Genomic DNA, 14270 nt, shown 5'->3' with positions numbered 1-14270 from the left:
CGGTGGTGTGCGTCGGTGTCGGCGCGGGCCCCTCGGGCGGCGGTGCGGGGCCCGGGTCCGCGCGCGCCTCGCGGACCCGGGGCGGCGGACGGCGTCAGTTCACGCCGCGGTCGAGGCCGTCCCAGTAGGGCTCGCGGAGCTTGAACTTCTGGATCTTGCCGGTGGCGGTGCGCGGGATGTCCCCGCGGAACTCCACGCTCGTCGGCGCCTTGTAGCCGGCCATCCGCTCCTTGCAGTGCGCGATGATCTCCGCCTCCGAGACCGTCGCGCCCGGCGCGGTGACGACGAGCGCCTTGATCGTCTCGCCCCACTTCTCGTCCGGGACGCCGATCACGGCCACCTCGGCGACGGCCGGGTGCCGGAAGATCACGTCCTCGACCTCGATCGACGAGACGTTCTCGCCGCCGGTGATGATGACGTCCTTCTTCCGGTCCGAGATCGTCAGGTGGCCGTCCTCCTCGTCGAAGGTGCCGCCGTCGCCGGTGTGGAACCAGCCGTCCTCCAGGGCGGCCGCGGTCTCCTCGGGCTTCTCCCAGTACCCGTCGAGGACCGTGTTGGAGCGGGCCAGCACCTCGCCCGTGCCGGACAGCTCCAGCTTCACGCCGAGCGCGGGCAGCCCGGCCCGGGACAGCTTCCGGGCCCGCTCCTCCGCCGGCAGGTGCGCGTCCCGTGGACGGAGGCGGTTGAAGGTCAGCAGCGGCGAGGTCTCCGTCAGGCCGTAGATCTGGGTGAACTCCCAGCCCAGTTCCTCCTCGACCCGCTGGATCAGCCGGCTCGGCGGCGGCGCGCCCGCGCACACGATCCGCACCCGGTCGCGGCCCGGCACCGGGCCCTCCCGGTCGGCCGCCGCGTCCACGACCGCCTTCCACACGGCGGGCGCCCCGCACATCAGGGTGACGCCGTGCTCGTCGACCCGGCGCAGGATCTCCGCGCCGTCGACCTTCCGCAGCACCACCTGCTTCACGCCGAGCCCGGCCATCACGTACGGCATGCCCCAGCCGTTGCAGTGGAACATCGGCAGCGTGTGCAGGTAGACGTCCCGCTCCCACACGCGCGTGTGCAGGCCGAAGGTCAGGCCGTTGACCCAGATGTTGCGGTGCGTCAGCCGCACGCCCTTGGGGCGGGCCGTCGTGCCCGAGGTGTAGTTGATGGTCGCCGTGGCGTCCTCGTCGGGCGCCGACCACGGGCGCGGCTCGACCCCGAACCGCATGAGACCGGTGTCCGTCGCCTCCCCGAGCACGAAGCGGTGCCGCGTCCTGACCCCCGCCAGGGCGGCGTCGAGCTCCGGGTCGACGAGCAGCACCGACGCGCCGCTCTGCTCCACGACGTACGCGACCTCCTCCGGCTTCAGCCGGAAGTTGACCGGCACGCAGATCCGTCCGCTCATCGGCAGCGCGAACAGCAGCTCCAGGAGGCGGGCGGAGTTGTGGCTCGCCACCGCCACCCGCTCGCCCTCCCGTACGCCCAGCGCGTCGAACCCCGCCTGCCAGGCCCGCACCCGCTCGGCGAAGGTCCCGTAGGTCGTCGTGGGAACGGCCCTCGCGGGCTGGTCCGGCTCGTCCACCACCGCCACGCCCTCGCGGAAGCCGAGCTCGGCCCGCTCCAGGAAGTCGGTGATCGTCATCGGTACACGCATCGGTGTCGCCTCTTCGCGGATAGGGGCCGGCCCCCCGGCGTCGCCGGTGGTGCCGACCGTTGGACCCGAACGCCTCACGCGCCATCCAAACAGAGGAACCGGTCTCCGTCAGGACGGTGCCGGGGCGCCCCGCGCGGCCCCGGTGCCGGCCTCCCGGACCGGGAGGGCCCGGGCGGCACGGAACTCCTCGGTGGCGCCGGCGGCCTTCACGCGTTCTCCTCGTTGCGGGACGGGGTCCGCCCATCGTGTAATCGGTCCCCCGGGTCCCACTACCCCCGTTCGGGGGTGAAGGAGGGGTGTTCTTCCGTGTCCGAGCGGATCGAGGAGGCGGAGCTGCGCGCCGCGCTGGTACGGCTGCGGCGCGGCAGCGGGCTGCCCGTGGTCTTCGGCGGCCTCGTGCCGGACGGCGGCCGGCCGCTGCGGATCGCCGAACTGCACGGGGCGGTCACCCCGGCGCTCCAGGGCCTGGTGGTCTCCCCCGGCAACGGCCTGGGCGGCAAGTGCCTGGCACTGGCCCGCCCGTGCGCGGTCACCGACTACCCGGCGGCCCGGCACATCACCCACGAGTACGACCTGCCGGTGTCGGCGGAGGGCCTGCGCTCGGTGATCGCGGTGCCGGTGGTCGTCCGGCGGCGGGTCCGCGGAGTGCTGTACGGGGCGCTGCGGGACGCGCTGCCGCTCGGCGACCGGGTCTTCGACGCGGCGGTGACGGCGGCCCGGGACGTGGAGCAGGCGCTGGTGGTCCGCGACGAGCTGAGCCGCCTCGCCGGGGAGCCGGAGCCTCCGCGCCCCGCCGGCGGGCCCGGCCCGGCGTGGGAGGAGGTCCGGCGCGCCCACGGCGAGCTGCGGGCCCTCGCCCCGCGGCTCGCGGACGAGGAGCTGCGGGCCCGGCTGCTCGCCGTCTGCGGCCGTCTGGAGTCGGCGGCCGGCACCCCGGCGCCGCTGCCTGGCGTGACGCTGACACCGCGCGAGACGGACGTCCTGGCGGCGGTGGCCTCCGGCGCGACGAACGCGACGGCGGCCCGGCGCCTCGGCCTGCGCCCCGAGACGGTCAAGGGCTATCTGCGCTCGGCGATGCGGAAGCTGGGCGCGCACACCCGCTTGGAGGCGGTGGTGGCGGCCCGCCGGGCGGGCGCGCTGCCGTAGCCCGGCTGGGCACGGCCCGCACCGGCGCGTCCCGGGACGGCCCGGGACGGCCCGGAGAGAGACGAGGCGGCCGCGGCGCCTCACCCCACCCGGAGGACGAGGTCGTACGCGTCGCCGTCGGGGACGGTGAGGCGCAGGATCCTCTCGGCCTCGTCCGTGAGGGCGGCCCGGTCGGCGCGCGCGAGCCGCCCGAAGGGCTCGACGGTCAGGGTCGTGCGCCCCTTGGCCTCCTCCAGGAACCAGAGCCCGGCGAGCACCCCGTCGAGGAGGAGGACGCGGTGGGCCTGGTTGCCGGTCCAGGTGCGCCCCTTCAGCTCGGCGGGGACGACCCGGGTCCGGTCGGCGTGGGAGAGGAGCAGGTTGTCGAACTCGGGCAGGAGGCGCGGCGGGGCCGGGGTGTCCTCGTCGGGCCGGGGCGCGTCGGGCAGGTCGAAGAGCTCGGTGCCGTGCGCGTCGCGCAGGACGAGGAGCCGGGGCCGCAGCCGCTCGAAGGCGGGCCGCAGCCGGGTGAGTCCGCACCAGGTCTGCATGTCCTTGACGGAGGCGGGCCCGAAGGCGCCGAGGTAGCGCAGCACGGTCTCGTCGATCCCGGCCGCCTCCCCGTCGCCCCCGCCGAACCACTCCCGGGTGGTGGTCAGCGCGACCTGCCCGCCGCGCCGCCACAGCCCGCGCGGGGTGACCTGCACCATCGGCAGCAGGCAGCGCGCGGCGACCGAGAGCGCCAGGGGATCGGCGTCCGGCCACTCCCTCAGCAGCCGCTCCCGCAGCTCCTTCGGCGTCCGGGCCCGCTCCTCGACGTACGCGGACGCCAGGGCGGCGAGCCGGTCGAGGTCGACGCCGACGAGCCCCTTCCGGAACGCCCTCAGCTCCCGCTCGACGGCCCCCGCCTGGACGAGCCGCCGCAGGCCGACGGCGTCCCGGGCGGTGTGGGTGTGCACGGTCGACCGCAGGGAGACGATGCGCGCGACCGCCCGGGACTCCATCAGGCCGGAGAGCTCCTCGGGCCGGAATCCGCCGAGCCGCGCGGCGAGGGCGTAGTACGGGGGCTTGGTGTTCTGCGCCTGAAGCCCCACCAGGTGCCGCACGGCCTCCTCGGCCCCGAGCTCCGAGGGCCGGAGCAGCAGCTGGCGGGCGAGGGTCGCGCGGCCCAGGGCGCGGGGCGAGAGCACGGGAAGCGAGTCCATGCGGGGACGCTACCGCCCGTCGAGGACGGTTCCCGTCCTCCATCGCCGGAGGAAGGGGCGTGGGACGGGGCGGCCGGGGCGGGCGGGCAGGACCACCGGGGCGACGGGCTCCCGGCGGCCCCCGGCGCCCCCGGCGCCCCCGGCGACACCATTCCCACCCATATATCCTGATGAACGCCTCCTCCCCGGCCGCGGTCCGGCCGGAAGGACGCGGAGGCCCAGCAGCAGTCGACGGAGGTACGCATCGTGTCCGACCGCCGCCCCCGCGCGGCCTGGCGCCGCCGGCCGGAGCCCGCGCGGTCGCCCGTGGCCCCGGAGCCCCCCGGCGAGGAGCCGAGCGTGATCCAGGCGACGCTGTACCGGGAGGGCCGCAAGGTGTCGTCGCCGGCGACGCTGGCGGAGACCTACCGGCAGCTGCGGGAACACCCGGACGGCATGGCGTGGATCGGCCTGCACCGCCCGACCGAGGAGGAACTCCACTCGCTGGCGGCGGAGTTCGACCTCCACGAGCTCGCCGTCGAGGACGCCCTGGAGGCCCACCAGCGCCCGAAGCTGGAGCGGTACGGCGACACCCTCTTCGTCGTCCTGCGCGCGGCCCGCTACCTGGACGCGCAGGAGGAGGTCGACTTCGGCGAGCTGCACGTCTTCGTCGGCCCGGACTTCCTCATCTCCGTCCGGCACGGCGCGGCCCCGGACCTGTCGGCGGTCCGCCGCCGCATGGAGGAGAACCCGGACCTGCTGGCCCTCGGCCCGGAGGCCGTCCTCTACGCCATCCTGGACGCGGTCGTGGACGGCTACGCCCCGGTCGTCGCCGGCGTCCAGAACGACGTCGACGAGATCGAGACCGAGGTCTTCGGCGGCGACCCGGCCGTCTCCCGCCGCATCTACGAACTCTCCCGCGAGATGGTCGAGTTCCAGCGCGCCACCCGCCCCCTCGTCGGCATGCTCCACGGCCTGATGGCCGGCTTCGCGAAGTACGGCACCGACGAGGAGCTCCAGCGCTACCTCCGCGACGTCGCCGACCACGTCACCCACACCAGCGAACGCGTCGACGGCTTCCGTCAGGCCCTCACGGAGATCCTCACGGTCAACGCGACCCTGGTCACCCAGCAGCAGAACGCGGAGATGCGCGCGCTGGCGGAGGCCGGCTTCGAACAGAACGAGGAGATCAAGAAGATCTCCTCGTGGGCCGCCATCCTCTTCGCCCCCACGCTGGTGGGAACGATCTACGGCATGAACTTCGACCACATGCCGGAGCTGCACTGGGCGGGCGGGTATCCGTTCGCGGTGCTGCTGATGGCGGTGGTCTGCACGAGCCTGTACGTCATCTTCAAGCGCAAGGACTGGCTGTAGCCACCCACCCCGGCACCTTGATCCACTTGGCATGAGCGAATCTTAGAGGTCCCCCTCAAAGGCCCCCTGGGGAGAATCCGGGGAGAACGCGCGGGAGACGGCCGGTCGAGCATGGCATCTCCGTCCCACCGAGGGGGCGCCGCCCGGCGCAGTGGCCGTTGACCGCGCTCCGCGTGAACAGGCCATGTGACGCGCCCCGCATTTCCGCAGCATGGCACACACCCATGAGGCTTCGGCGCAGGCCAGAGATCCGCAAGAGTGGGCAGACACTCACGCGAGCGTGGCCGACTCGCCCCCTTGCCACCTGCTCGATCATGACGATGCATCAGCTTCTGTCGGTGGGCACCGCTACAACCGATCTGGAGGTCCGCACGGTGCGGGCCGATGGGGAGGGATGCACCATGCCGAAGGTTCCGGACGGGTACGTGCGCGTACGGGCCCATCTCCGGCGCAAGCCGGGGCCCAAGCCCGCCAAGAGCCTGAGCGCGTGGGCCGTGGCCGGCCTGTGCGCGGTGGTGTGGCTCTGGGGCCAGGTCTTCGGGTTCGATGACGACTCCACCGCACAGAAGCCTGCACCAAAGCCCGCCGTCTCCGCGCCGGCGGGCGGGCAGTGACGCCCCGGCCCCGACGCAAGCTCCGATGGCGGCCGCGTGGCACCACGGACGTTCTGGGTGCGGCAGCCGTCGCCCTCGCGCTCGCCGTCGCACTGGCGCAAGCCGCGGCGCACCTGGCGGCCAAGGCCGCCGAGTCCTGGCCTCTGCCGCTCCTGGCCTGCCTTGCCGGCACCGCCGTCCTGGCCGGCCTCCGTGTACGGGACCGCCTCCGGCGCCGCGCGGACGGCGAGAGGCTGGCCCGCCTGCGCATCACCTTGCCGGAGTTGGACACGATGGGCGACCAGGAGTTCGAGTACGCATTGCGCGACCTCCTCGTACGCGACGGCTGGGTGGCCAGGAAGGTGGGCGGCGGCGGGGACCAGGCCGCGGACGTGATCGGCGTCCGGCCGCCGCTCGGGCGGATCGTGGTGCAGGCGAAGCACACCCGCGTCGGCGGCAAGGTCGGCTCATCGGTGATGTACCAGGTGAAGGGCACCGCGGGACCCGCCCACAGGGCGGACCACGCGGTCGTCGTCACCAACGGCACGTTCACCCGCGACGCCATGACCTGGGGCGACCGCCACGGTGTGCGGTGGGTGGACCGTGACCGGCTGCACCGCTGGGCACACGAGGGCGAAGCGTTGCACGAACTGCTCGGGCTGCCCGCCAGACGCTCCCGCCTGCCCCGGCGTCGAGCGGCCTGAAGCACGGCGCTCGCCCCGCCGACGAGAACGGGTGGCACAGCGCGTGCCGCGCCCCCCGTTCTCAGGTGAGGGCGAAGTTTTCCGGGACGTACGCGGGGGCCGCCCCAAGCAGCGCGTCGACCGCCGCACGCTCCTTGCCGGCGGGCGAGGGTGACCACGGACTCACCGGCTTCGAGGATGACCGAGGCGTACGTGTGCCGGAGGACGTGGAAGCCGTCCTTGCGGGACGCCTTCCAGCGCCCGCCTCGCCTTCGGCCAGGACTGGGGCGGCCCCGTATCCGTCCACGCCGACGGCTCCGTCTTCGCCCTGCGACTGCTGCCGGGACAGACGAGGAGCCACGTCCGGGCTCCGTCCGCCGACACGGGAAGCCGCCGGAGGCCGGCTTCGGCGCCGAGTGGATCGCCCGCTCCCTCACCGCGCAGACCGGCGGCCTCCGGCCCGAGCGCGGCCTGTTCCGGCACCCGGCCCCCGGCGCCACCGTCGAGCAGGACGTCTGGGTCCGCTACGGCTTCACCGGCACCGGCATGCGGATCTTCCCCACCCAGGACCGGTGGGCGGTGCCGCTGACCGACAAGCTCTCCTGCACCCGCGACCGTCAACCGCCGACCGGCATCCGCAACGCCTTCCGCCAGGAGGCATTCGCCTGACGTCCCCTCGGGTGTGCATCGTCAGGGCGCGAGACCGGGAAAGACCCATTCGGTAGATCGGGCGTGTCGGCAGCAGGCCGATCCACACAAGCCGATTACGCAGAGTTACGATGCGCGAGCGAGAAGTCGCCGCCACCGAAAGGCTTCCATGCTTCGCCTCAGCATGCTCACCGCCACCGCAGCCCTCCTGTTCTGCGGAACTCCCGCATACGCCGCAGACGAGCCGGACAAACTGACCATCATGTCGGACGAGCAGTACCAAGAGATGCTCGACAGGCATGAGCTGCGGCCCGCGCCTGCCCATTCGACGCCTCGAACCACCGACAGCACCGTCGCGGCTGCGGGCCCCAGCTGGGCCGCGGTGAAATTCAACAGCAAGGACAAGAGCGGCAGGGTCGTGCCGACTCGCGCGGGAAACAGCGCACTGGGCTGGAAGCACTTCTCCGGGCGGCACAACATCACCGACCCTGATGTCATCAAGCAGATCATCAACAACACCGGCAGCCCGACGAAGAACAAAGAGCAGCCGAACCGGCTCGTCTACGACGGGGCCCTCGTCAAAACCAGCAGCAATCCTTTCGTTCTCCCCCGCAAGATCGCCAACATTCGCATCATCGTCCAGTACCACTGGCGGACAGCGGACAAGCAGTACTCGCTCACCGACAAGAAGGCGAAGATCGGGGTCATCACGGCCTACTGCCGCAATGTCGCCCGCAACCGGTGCCCCGACGGGGTCAACCAGACGTGAGCGAGGACCTGCTCCCCGAAGGAGACTCAGAAGGCCTGGCCGACCTCCACCGCGTCCTGGTACGTCGGCTGATCCGCTTCACGGCGCCGCCTCTCTCCGGCGCGGCCGGCGCGGTTCTCGTGCGGGGCTGCCTGCCTCCACCAGAACGACAGGGCGTCACCCGAGTCGTCTTGTGGGACGGCCACGCGCTGGAGAGCTCCGTGGCGTACGACCTCCCCCTGACCTGTCCAGAGGACGGCAACATCCCCTGGTCCCATCTGATCGGAGCTTTCCGCCGGGTCCTCTCCTCTCCGCCCTCCCCCGCCGGCACCGACCCCACGGGCATCCCGCTCGCCGATGCCCGCTCACGCGTCCTCGAAGCCCTCGACTCGGTGACGTTCGACACCGGAGACGCCCTCCACGCCGCCGCCTCCATGCTCCAGCCCCCTGACGAGCCCGAGGGCGGCGGCCGTCTGCTGCTGGACGGCTTCTTGCTGCAGGACCGCGCCACCGCACGCCTGTACGTCACCGCGCCCGGCATCGTCGGCTCTCTCGGGTTGGACGTGTCCCTCTGCGACGAGAGCGGTCGCGTACGTGTCGGCAATACCGCCCTCATGGCTGCACTGCCCTCGCTCGTCCCCGACGAGCTCGACCACAACCGCTCCCCCGCCCAAGACCCTTACGCTCCCGCAGGCGTCTACGACTTCACCCACTGGTAAGAGGCGCGCACGAACGCGCGTGCGGGGGCGATCGACGCGGGCCTTTCCGCCCGCGGGTGGGCGGGTTCACGCGGTGAAGAAGCCGGCGAGGGCGCGGGCGACGCGGGCGGGGGCGTTCTCCATGGGGATGTGGCCCGCGGCCGGGACGCGCACGAGGGTGGTGTTCGGGATCTCGGAGGCGAAGCGTTCGGCGTAGCCGAGCCGTTGGAAGGTGTCGTCCTCGCCCCAGACCAGCAGCTTGGGCGTCGCGTTCCGCCGGAGGGCGGGGAGGAGGTCGCGGGTGTAGCGGTGGTCGGCCGCGCCCGCCAGGGCCATCCAGGAGCGGCGGACCCGCGCGTCGGTCCACGGATCCAGGTAGTCCGCGATCAGGTCCTCCGTGGCGGCGGCGGCCAGGGCTCGGGTGACGGCGTGCCGGCGGGCGGTGAGGATCTCGTCGGCGGTGGTCGCGGCGACGACCGCCGGGTCCCGGAAGCGTGCCACGCCCGACACCGGCCAGGAGTCGTAGGTGACCGAGTTGACGAGGGCCAGCCGGGACACGTCCAGCCGGTCGTGGACGAGGAGGTGCTGCGCGACGGCGCCGCCGATGTCGTGGCCCGCGACGGCGACCGGACCGGAGAGGCCCAGGGCGGAGGCGAAGCGCGCCACCCAGTCCGCGAGGGCGGGGACCGTGCCCGTCTCCAGGGTGAGTTCGCCCCCGGAGCGTCCGAGGCCGGGGAGGTCGACCGCGAGGGGGCGCAGCCCCGCGGCGGCCAGGCGGTCCATCACCGGAAGCCAGACGCGGCTCCAGTAGGTGCCGTGGAGCAGGAGCACGGCCGGGCCGTCCCGTTCCACGGTCAGGTAGGCGGCCGGCGCGCCGTCGACCTCGGTCACGGCCCTCAGCACGGCTGATGCGGTGGTCTCGTCCATGGGCCCCACTGTGGCCGGGGGCGGGCCGTCCGGCCGAGAGTCCCGGATGACACCCTCAGGTACTTTCCTGCCATGTCGCTTCACCGTGTGGTGGCCCTGCTCACCCCGCCGCAGTCGCCCTTCGAGCTGGCCTGCGCGTTCGAGGTCTTCGGCATCGCCCCGCCGGACGCGCCGGCCCGCTACGACTTCCGGGTCTGCGCCGAGCGTCCGGGGCTCCTTCCGACCGGTGCCGGCTACACGATGCTCGTCGAGGAGGGGCTGTCCGCCCTGCGGGAGGCGGACACCGTGGTCGTCCCCGGCCGGCAGCCGCCCGACGCGCCCGTGTCGCCGGACGTCGTCGCGGCACTGCGGGGCGCCCACCGGCGCGGGGCGAGGATCGTCGCGATCTGCACCGGGGCGTTCGTCGTCGCCCGGGCGGGACTGCTCGACGGCCGCCGGGCCACCACCCACTGGCGCAGCGCCGACCGGTTCGCCGCCGCCTTTCCCGAGGTGCGGGTGGACCCGGACGTGCTCTTCGTGGACCACGGCGACGTGGCGACGAGCGCCGGGACCGGTGCGGGCATCGACCTGTGCCTGCACCTGGTGCGTTCCGACCACGGGGCCGCGTACGCCTCGCGGATCGCACGGCGCATGGTCCTGCCGCCGCACCGGGAGGGCAGCCAGCTCCAGTACGCCGTGCCGCCCGCGCCGGCCAGGGCGGACGAGTCGATCGCGCCCCTGCTGGAGTGGGCCGCCTCCCGCCTCGGCACCCGGCTGACCCTCGACGACCTCGCCGAGCGCGCCGGCCTGTCCAGCCGGTCCCTCTCCCGGCGGTTCGCCGAACAGCTCGGCACCAGCCCGGGCCAGTGGCTGCTGGGCCGGCGCCTCGACGCGGCACGGATCCTCCTGGAGGAGACGGACCTGCCGGTGGAAGCCGTCGCCGCCCGGGTCGGGCTCGCCTCGGCGGTGAATCTGCGGCGCCGCTTCCGGGCGCGGTTCGGCACGACGCCCGGCGCCTACCGGCGGACCTTCGGCACGTCCTGACGGAGGACGAGGACCGACAAGATCCCCGCCTGGGATTTCCACCCTTCCGGAATACCCCCAGGGGGTATATGGTTCTGATCATCGTCCAGAGCGGACGGCGCGCCGACCCCGCGCATCACCCCTGAGGAGACACGTCATGAACGACCACACCGGCCACCACGGTCACGGCGCCCACGACGCCCACGGCGGACAGGGCGGACAGGGCGGACAGGGAGATCACGGCGGACACGGCCGGCCCGGCGGGCTGGAGGTCTCCGTGGACGGGTACACCCTCGACGTCGACGCGACGATCCTCGCCGCCGGCCCGCGCCGGCCCGTCGGATTCCGGGTGATCGGGCCCGACGGGCGGCCGGTGACCGATTTCGTCGCCGAGCACGAGAAGGAGCTGCACTTCATCGCCGTCCGGCGGGACACGGCCGGCTTCCAGCACGTGCACCCCGTGCGGGACGAGAAGGGCGGCTGGAGCACCGAGCTGGACCTGGAAGCCGGGGACTGGCGCTTCTTCGCCGACATCCACCCGGCCGGCCACGACGGCGCCCTGACGCTGGGGATCGACGTCGCGGTCGCCGGGGCGTACGCCCCGCGCCCGCTCCCCGAGGCCACCCGGACCGCGCGGACCGGCGCGTACACCGTCACCCTCGACGGCGTCCTCGTGCCCGGCGAGGCGAGCGAACTCACCCTCACCGTCCACCGCGACGACCGGCCCGTCACCGACCTGGAGCCCTACCTGGCCGCCTACGGACACCTCGTCGCCCTGCGCGTCGGCGACCTCGGTTACCTCCACGTCCACCCGGAGGGCCATCCCGGCGACGGGGTCACCGCCCCCGGGCCCGGAATCAGCTTCATGGCGGTCGCGCCCTCGGCCGGAACCTACCGCCTCTACCTGGACTTCCAGCACGACGGCGTCGTCCGCACCGCCGAGTTCACCGTGCACACCACGGAGGGCGCGCCCGCGCACGGCGACCACCGGCACCACGGACACGGCCAGCCGCACCCTGCGCACCCCGCCCACCCCACGCACCACTGACGGAAGAGCGGTCCCCATGCCCGACGACTCCCCCGCCTGTAGCCGCGGGGCGCGGCCCCCGCCCCGGGGCCGCCCCCCGCCGCATGGACACGGAAGGAACCCGCCATGCGCCTCTTCGCCCTCCGCGACTACCGCCGTCTGTTCGGCGCCCAGGTCATCGCCCTGTTCGGCACCGGGCTGACCACGGTGGCCCTCGGACTCCTCGCCTACGACCTCGCCGGCCCGCACGCCGGCGCGGTGCTCAGCACGGCCCTGACCGTCAAGATGGTCATGTACGTGGTCATCGCTCCCCTGGCCGCCGCGTACGTCGACCGGCTGCCCCGGAGGACCTTCCTCTTCGTCCTCGACGTGGTCCGCGGCGCGGTGGTCCTGGCCCTGCCGCTGGTCACCGAGGTCTGGCACGTCTACGTGCTGATCGGTCTGCTCCAGGCCGCCTCCGCGGCCTTCACCCCGACCTTCCAGGCCGTCATCCCCGACATCGTCACCGACGAGGCCGCGTACACGCGCGCCCTGTCGGCCTCCCAGGTGGCGTCCACCATGGAGAGCCTGCTGAGCCCCGTCCTGGCGGCGGTCGCCCTGACGTTCCTGAGCTTCGACCGCCTGTTCCTGGGCACCTCCGCCGGCTTCCTGCTCTCCGCCGCGCTCGTCCTGTCGACGCGCGTCCCCGACGCCCGCCCCAGCGGCCACGCGAAGGCGCGGGACAAGGCGGCGGCCGGGATCAGGACCTTCTTCGGCACGCCGCGGCTGCGCGGCGTCATGGCGCTCGACCTCGTGGTCGCCGCGGCCGGTTCGATCGTCGTCGTCCACACGGTCAACCACGTGCGGGACGGGCTCGGCGGCACGCAGTCGGACGTCGCCTGGGTGCTCGCCGCCTCCGGCACCGGCACCCTCCTGGCCGCCCTCGTCCTGCCCCGCGTCCTCGACCGGGTCGCCGCCCGCACCGTCATGACGGCCGGCGCCGGGGTCCTCACCGGCGGCACGGTGGCCGCCGTCGCGCTCACCTCCACCGGCCTCCTCACCTGGACCGCCACGGCCGTCGTCTGGAGCGCGATCGGGGTCGGCATGGCGCTGGTCCTCACGCCGACCGGCAAGGTCCTGCGCGCCTCGGTGACGCCGAACGCGATCCCCGAGGCGTTCGCGGCCCAGTTCTCGCTGTCGCACCTGGCCTGGCTGGTCACCTATCCCCTCGCGGGGTGGCTCGGCACCACCGCCGGCTTCGCCGTCACCTGGTCCGTGCTCGCGGTCCTCGCCGGGGCGGGACTGGCCGGCGCCCTCCTGCTGTGGCCGCGCCACGAAGGTCCGGGCACCACGGCCGACCTCACCGCGCCCGCACGGGACCGGTCCACCCTGGTCGAGGCCGCCTGATGCGCACACGGCCGGGGCCGGACTCGTGGAGTCCGGCCCCGGCCGTACGCGTGTCAGGCGCGGGCGAGGGCCGCGGCGCCGAAGGAGACGTCGAAGCGGTCGCACCAGATGCTGACGCTCGGGTACGCCGACCAGTCGACGCCGGCGGGCAGCGGGTAGTTCTGGTCCCCCTTGTTGCCCTTCAGCTTGGCGAGGTTGACGTACTTTCCGTCGTCGAAGACGGACCAGCCCGCCTTGCCCTCCTTCACGGGGGCGTCGCTCAGCCAGACGCGCAGGTCGGGGCCGTTGCTGGTGTCCAGGCCTTCGAGGCGGAGGGTGTGGGTGCCGTCGGCGAGCCGGACGATCTTCGCCGTGCCGGCGGTGGCGTGCTCGTGGCTGATGAAGCCGCCCTGCGCGACGGTCACCGGGCCCGCCGGGGACGGCGTGCCCGCCGCCGGCTCACCCGAAGCCGTCGCCGAAGCCGTCGCTGTCGCCGTCGCCGTCGCTGTCGCTGTCGCCGTCGGCAGCGCCTCGTTCACCGTCTCGTCCACCCACAGTGCCCAGGGCTTGAACCACACCAGCCCGGCCACCGCCACCACCAGGCCCGCGACGGCCACCGCGATCCACCGCCGCTTCCTCATGACGCGCTCCATGACGCCTCCCCTTCCCCGCGCTCCTCGCCGGTCTTCCGACATGCCCATGATGACCCACGTCCGCCCGGCCGTAGCCCCTGCCCGACAGGCCCGGCCCGGGTCAGCCGACCGTCCAGCGCTGGCGGGCGCTCCCGGTGTCCGGCTGCTGGGTGACCTGGGCTCCGTTGCCGGTGGACGCGGCGGTCAGGAGGAGGCCGCTGCGGACGGACGCGACGGTGGTGGTGCCGTCGGGGAGCGTGGTGAGGGTCCAGCGCTGGTGGGCGCCGCCGTGACAGGTCCACTGGACGACCCGGGCGCCGGCGGCGGTGGAGCCGCCCTCGACGTCGGCGCACTTGCCGGAGGAGAGGTTGCGCAGCTCGTGGCCGCCCTCGGGGTGCGGGGTGAGGGTCCACTTCTGGTTGGCACCGCCGTTCGGGGTCCAGAGGACGAGCCCGGTGCCGTTCGCGGTGCCGCTGTCCGGGTTGTCGAGGGCCTTGCCGCCGGTGGTGAGGGTGACCGTCCGGGGGGCTGCGCCGACCGGGGTGAGGGTGAGGGTCTGCTCGGCCGCCGTCCGGCCGGCGCCGACGGGGCTGCCGCTGGTGTCGGTCCAGCTGCGGGCCGGGGTGGT

General features: G+C 73.7%; 14 protein-coding genes and 2 pseudogenes. 10 read left to right on the top strand and 6 right to left on the bottom strand.

Annotated elements, in window-relative coordinates; genetic code table 11:
- Nucleotides 1-94 precede the first annotated feature (94 nt).
- Nucleotides 95-1636, bottom strand: coding sequence for an AMP-binding protein (locus tag IE245_RS07220; protein WP_189945903.1), 1542 nt, complete (start codon nt 1634-1636; stop codon nt 95-97).
- Between the two features lie 306 nt (nt 1637-1942).
- Here IE245_RS07220 and IE245_RS07215 point away from each other — a divergent pair, with 306 nt between their 5' ends.
- Nucleotides 1943-2782 (top strand): helix-turn-helix transcriptional regulator, encoded by an 840-nt coding sequence (locus tag IE245_RS07215; protein ID WP_189945902.1) that lies wholly within the window; start codon nt 1943-1945, stop codon nt 2780-2782.
- Nucleotides 2783-2862: 80 nt separating this feature from the next.
- Here IE245_RS07215 and IE245_RS07210 read toward each other — a convergent pair whose 3' ends face one another.
- Entirely contained in the window at nt 2863-3966 is a 1104-nt protein-coding gene (locus tag IE245_RS07210; protein ID WP_189945901.1) for a winged helix DNA-binding domain-containing protein, read from the bottom strand.
- A gap of 246 nt (nt 3967-4212) precedes the next feature.
- Between IE245_RS07210 and IE245_RS07205 the strand changes: the two genes are divergently transcribed.
- The 3 genes from IE245_RS07205 to IE245_RS07195 all read left to right on the top strand — a co-directional run bounded on the left by IE245_RS07205 (nt 4213) and on the right by IE245_RS07195 (nt 6616).
- Entirely contained in the window at nt 4213-5319 is a 1107-nt protein-coding gene (locus IE245_RS07205) for a magnesium and cobalt transport protein CorA (RefSeq protein WP_189945900.1), read from the top strand.
- Between the two features lie 401 nt (nt 5320-5720).
- Nucleotides 5721-5933 carry a hypothetical protein gene (locus IE245_RS07200; protein ID WP_189945899.1) on the top strand — a complete coding sequence of 71 codons (213 nt, stop codon included), beginning with the start codon at nt 5721-5723 and terminating at the stop codon, nt 5931-5933.
- Complete coding sequence (locus IE245_RS07195; RefSeq protein WP_189945898.1) at nt 5930-6616, top strand: restriction endonuclease; 687 nt, start codon at nt 5930-5932, stop codon at nt 6614-6616. Before IE245_RS07200 ends, IE245_RS07195 begins: the two co-directional genes overlap by 4 nt.
- A gap of 131 nt (nt 6617-6747) precedes the next feature.
- Here the strand turns inward: IE245_RS07195 and IE245_RS36740 are convergent.
- Nucleotides 6748-6846 (bottom strand): annotated as a pseudogene (locus tag IE245_RS36740) (integrase); the annotation flags it as partial.
- Nucleotides 6847-6985: 139 nt separating this feature from the next.
- Between IE245_RS36740 and IE245_RS07190 the strand changes: the two are divergent.
- The 3 genes and pseudogenes from IE245_RS07190 to IE245_RS07180 form a co-directional block, all read left to right on the top strand.
- A pseudogene (locus IE245_RS07190) lies at nt 6986-7264 on the top strand (serine hydrolase domain-containing protein); the annotation flags it as partial.
- A 163-nt stretch (nt 7265-7427) separates the two neighbouring features.
- Entirely contained in the window at nt 7428-8012 is a 585-nt protein-coding gene (locus IE245_RS07185; protein ID WP_189945897.1) for a hypothetical protein, read from the top strand.
- Nucleotides 8009-8710: a hypothetical protein gene (locus IE245_RS07180; RefSeq protein ID WP_189945896.1), complete on the top strand. Its 702-nt coding sequence runs from the start codon at nt 8009-8011 to the stop codon at nt 8708-8710. Before IE245_RS07185 ends, IE245_RS07180 begins: the two co-directional genes overlap by 4 nt.
- 66 nt (nt 8711-8776) lie before the next feature.
- On the opposite strand, the gene IE245_RS07175 is transcribed toward IE245_RS07180, so the two are convergent.
- Nucleotides 8777-9616, bottom strand: coding sequence for an alpha/beta fold hydrolase (locus IE245_RS07175; protein ID WP_189945895.1), 840 nt, complete (start codon nt 9614-9616; stop codon nt 8777-8779).
- 72 nt (nt 9617-9688) lie between these two features.
- Between IE245_RS07175 and IE245_RS07170 the strand changes: the two genes are divergently transcribed.
- From IE245_RS07170 to IE245_RS07160, 3 genes are all read left to right on the top strand, one after another.
- Nucleotides 9689-10639 carry a GlxA family transcriptional regulator gene (locus IE245_RS07170; RefSeq protein ID WP_189945894.1) on the top strand — a complete coding sequence of 317 codons (951 nt, stop codon included), beginning with the start codon at nt 9689-9691 and terminating at the stop codon, nt 10637-10639.
- 136 nt (nt 10640-10775) lie between these two features.
- Entirely contained in the window at nt 10776-11666 is an 891-nt protein-coding gene (locus IE245_RS07165; protein WP_229851125.1) for a DUF8832 domain-containing protein, read from the top strand.
- A gap of 105 nt (nt 11667-11771) precedes the next feature.
- Nucleotides 11772-13031: an MFS transporter gene (locus IE245_RS07160; protein ID WP_189945893.1), complete on the top strand. Its 1260-nt coding sequence runs from the start codon at nt 11772-11774 to the stop codon at nt 13029-13031.
- A gap of 53 nt (nt 13032-13084) precedes the next feature.
- On the opposite strand, the gene IE245_RS07155 is transcribed toward IE245_RS07160, so the two are convergent.
- Together IE245_RS07155 and IE245_RS36735 are read right to left on the bottom strand one after the other, a co-directional pair.
- Complete coding sequence (locus IE245_RS07155) at nt 13085-13651, bottom strand: DM13 domain-containing protein (protein WP_229851124.1); 567 nt, start codon at nt 13649-13651, stop codon at nt 13085-13087.
- 112 nt (nt 13652-13763) lie between these two features.
- Nucleotides 13764-14270, bottom strand: a 507-nt coding sequence (locus IE245_RS36735) for an RICIN domain-containing protein (RefSeq protein ID WP_229851123.1), incomplete at its 5' end; no start/stop codon positions are given.

The sequence above is a fragment of the Streptomyces roseolus genome (genome assembly GCF_014649855.1).
Classification (GTDB): domain Bacteria; phylum Actinomycetota; class Actinomycetes; order Streptomycetales; family Streptomycetaceae; genus Streptomyces; species Streptomyces roseolus.
The sequence above is the reverse complement of the archived record's forward strand: the minus strand, read 5'-3'. Positions and strand labels throughout refer to the sequence as shown.

What these genes read in the sequence shown, in the direction of transcription:
- IE245_RS07200 (WP_189945899.1), top strand. Translation starts at nt 5,721, where the DNA reads ATGCCGAAGGTTCCGGACGGGTACGTGCGCGTACGGGCCCATCTCCGG.
- IE245_RS07160 (WP_189945893.1), top strand. Translation starts at nt 11,772, where the DNA reads ATGCGCCTCTTCGCCCTCCGCGACTACCGCCGTCTGTTCGGCGCCCAG.
- IE245_RS07210 (WP_189945901.1), bottom strand. Translation starts at nt 3,966, where the DNA reads ATGGACTCGCTTCCCGTGCTCTCGCCCCGCGCCCTGGGCCGCGCGACC.
- IE245_RS07165 (WP_229851125.1), top strand. Translation starts at nt 10,776, where the DNA reads ATGAACGACCACACCGGCCACCACGGTCACGGCGCCCACGACGCCCAC.
- IE245_RS07220 (WP_189945903.1), bottom strand. Translation starts at nt 1,636, where the DNA reads ATGCGTGTACCGATGACGATCACCGACTTCCTGGAGCGGGCCGAGCTC.
- IE245_RS07170 (WP_189945894.1), top strand. Translation starts at nt 9,689, where the DNA reads ATGTCGCTTCACCGTGTGGTGGCCCTGCTCACCCCGCCGCAGTCGCCC.
- IE245_RS07175 (WP_189945895.1), bottom strand. Translation starts at nt 9,616, where the DNA reads ATGGACGAGACCACCGCATCAGCCGTGCTGAGGGCCGTGACCGAGGTC.
- IE245_RS07155 (WP_229851124.1), bottom strand. Translation starts at nt 13,651, where the DNA reads ATGAGGAAGCGGCGGTGGATCGCGGTGGCCGTCGCGGGCCTGGTGGTG.
- IE245_RS07185 (WP_189945897.1), top strand. Translation starts at nt 7,428, where the DNA reads ATGCTCACCGCCACCGCAGCCCTCCTGTTCTGCGGAACTCCCGCATAC.